The sequence below is a fragment of the Rhodothermales bacterium genome, from assembly GCA_013002345.1.
Taxonomy (GTDB): Bacteria; Bacteroidota; Rhodothermia; order Rhodothermales; family JABDKH01; genus JABDKH01.
The window spans coordinates 1-2988 of the sequence record JABDKH010000225.1; the positions used below are offsets into that span (position 1 = coordinate 1).

At 55.3% G+C, this 2988-nt stretch carries 3 protein-coding genes; all 3 read right to left on the reverse strand.

What is annotated here, in order from left to right:
* Positions 1-571, reverse strand: a 571-nt coding sequence (locus tag HKN37_11355; protein ID NNE47245.1) for a DUF4238 domain-containing protein, incomplete at its 3' end; no start/stop codon positions are given.
* Positions 572-921: 350 nt separating this feature from the next.
* Positions 922-2376, reverse strand: coding sequence for a HAMP domain-containing histidine kinase (locus HKN37_11360; protein NNE47246.1), 1455 nt, complete (start codon positions 2374-2376; stop codon positions 922-924).
* Positions 2377-2397: 21 nt separating this feature from the next.
* The coding region (locus HKN37_11365) for a response regulator transcription factor (GenBank protein NNE47247.1) at positions 2398-2988 on the reverse strand (591 nt) is incomplete at its 5' end.

Sequence of the window (2988 nt, forward strand, 5' to 3'; positions counted from 1 at the left end):
AAGGAACACCGCTTTCGTTGACGACGACGGTAATCCCGAAGGATAATAGCCGCTGTGCCAGAGCGGGACCGGTCAAAATGAGTGAGAGTTTACCTCCATCACTCGAGCCTTCCCAATACTCATCTGAGACGCTTTCGTTTTCATTGTAGGCCCGATCGACTTGGCGATATAGATGCTCAATCTCGTCGATTTGATTCTGCATATTGCTTATGAACGAATTAGTTCTACCAAATAGAACAGCGACAAACAAAGCGATCTCGATGGCCTGTCGAACACTGAGCTCGTGTCGACGCCGAAGCGCCTCGAGGACCTTGGCATACCGGCCCTCTAGCCACGCGAGTTCTTCTTCGATACGAGGCCTTGAAGGGTTGTCTGCTTCTAGGTTGTAGTATCGATTCTTCCAAAGGACGTTGTTTGGAGCCCGTCGACGGGACGCTTCCTTTAGCGACTTATCTGTTATCCAGACGGCGGGCTCATATAACTCCATCGAGACACCGGCTGGCGGCGTATCGTCGACGAAAGACTTCAGGTAGCACTCCGGGATGATATGTTGCTTCTTCTTTTCGGCCATCCCGAAACCACACTTTCCAATTCTATCCACATAACGGTTTTCGCATTAGCGGCGCGGAGAGCGCCGAGGACAACGTATGTAGATGCTTGCGGCCTGGCAAGCGGGGACATTCCGACTGACCGCGTCCACTAGTTGCGAGGAGCTGGATATGACACTCTTAGGCAACTACAACTACCGTCTGATGTTTAAGCAGAAGTCTCGCGCGAACATTTTCGCGGTCGTACGCCGTTGCCAGACAGACGAGCCGACGCAACGGCAACGAGCCCGAAAGCTCACGCCGCCATTCCCCTAGGCAACGGATAAGTTCTTCTAGCCCGGCGAAATTCCATGATTCTCCCGTCGCAACGAGATCAGGCAGTCACGCTCCGACGTCTGCCAACAGTCTGTGGCAGGATCACCTGGAAACGTGCTCCTTGATTGCGGCCATCGCTATGAGCGGTGAACGTTCCGTCGTACGCCTCTGTGATCGCCTTCACAATGGAGAGTCCCAATCCGCTTCCAGTCTCGGCCTGAACCTCAGGGACATCGGCCCGATAGAATCTATCAGAGAGTTGGTCTGCCTGCTCAGGTTCGAACCCAACGCCGTCGTCCGTGACCCTCAGAATAGCAGTACCGTCGACCAACTGGAGATGCACTTCGATGGTCCCAGGACCCGGTGTGTACTTAAGGGCATTGTCAATCAGGTTATCGAGAATCTCGGCCAAATGAATCCGGTCCGCAGTCACGAAAACGTCATTCTCGATTCTGTCAATGATTTCTATGTTGAGACGTCGAGCGCGGTCTTGGTAGCGACTGACGGCGTCCGAAGAGAGCTTACTCAGATTCACATCGTCGCGCTGCAAGTCCTTCAGACGATCGACCCTCGAAAGGGTAAGCAAGCCGCGCACAGTCTCACTCATCTCTTCAGCGTCAGCAAGAATCGTCTCGAGGGCTGTCTGATATGTCTCGGGCTCGCGCACCCTACGCAAACTTACCTCGACGCTGTTTCGCATCGTCGTCAGCGGGGTGAGTAGCTCATGTGCGGCGTTCGCCGTGAATCGTCTCTCGCGGGCGACGGAGGCCTCAATGCGGGCGATTAGTTCATTGAATGTCTCCGCCAATTCCGTCAGTTCATCCTTCGTCGAGAAGTCCGTCGGGAGCCGATCGCTGAGATTAGTCGCACCGATCTGATGGGCCGCGCCAGTGAGTTCTACGACGGGCCTTAGGGCTCGACGAGCAAGGAGAAATCCCCCTCCGATGGCAAGCACAAGGCTCAATAGCACACCAAGAACAAGCGCCTCGAGTAGCCGCTGGAGCTCTTCGTGCAAAGACCACTCTAACCCCGTCACCTCAAGCCACCCCACTAGCTCATCTTCGTCGCCCATCAATGGACGGTAGAGCGATCGGGCAGGATTGCCTTCCCATTCATGGCTGATGGTCAAGTCTTCACTGGTCGCCGCAAGTGCAGCAGGGAAGACCTCGTGTCTTTCGAAGTTTGGACTGCTGTACAAGAGCGAGCCGTCGGAAGAGAACAGACGAACATAGGTCCCGTAGATGCCGTCTGTTTCAAAAGCCACTGACCTCAGGTTCTCGAGCGAGGCCAAGCGAGGCTGATCTCCTTCAAGGACTACGTACGGAAGCAGCTCTCTTTGTTCGTGGGTAAGGTGCCGGTCAAAGTCACGATGTAGACTCTGGTGGAACATCAAGTAGCACAGAATCGCGAAGACGCTTAGGAAGATCAGCATTGTCAGCCCGTACCACACGGTTAGCCGTGCAGATATGGACCAATGCGAGATCGGATGAAGCCTTCCCCAGAGCTTGTCCACAGGTTGATACGGTTGATCAGTCTATTGGGCTCCTTCGAGGCGGTATCCCACGCCGCGCACTGTCAGGATAGCCACCTTGTTTACACTATCTGTCTCCTTCTGAGCCTCCGCCAGACGTTGCCGAAGACTAGAGATCGTTACGTCTATAACGTTATCACTGACGTAAAAAGCCTGACCCCAGACGCGTTCCGCAATGACGGACCGTGAGACCACCTCACCGGCGTGGCGTGCAAGATCCTCCAATAGAACATACTCTTTTGGCCTTAGATCGAGCCTGGTGCCCGAGACAGTAGCGTCCCGACGCCTGGTATCAATCTGAAGATCTCCGACCCTCAGCACCGTAGTCTGCTCGCTCAGCGGGGGTCGACGCAGTAGCGCGCGCAGTCGAGCCAGAAGCTCCTCAAACTTGAACGGCTTGGGAAGATAGTCATCAGCGCCGGCATCCAACCCAGCTACGCGATGGTCGATGTCGCTCAGCGCGGTCAACATCAAGATTGGGTATGTGCGCCCAGCATCTCGTGCCCGTTGGATCACCGTGCGGCCGTCCTGGCCCGGGAGACGCCAGTCTACGATCAGCACGTCGTAGGCGTTGGTAAGCGCTAGATCTTCGCC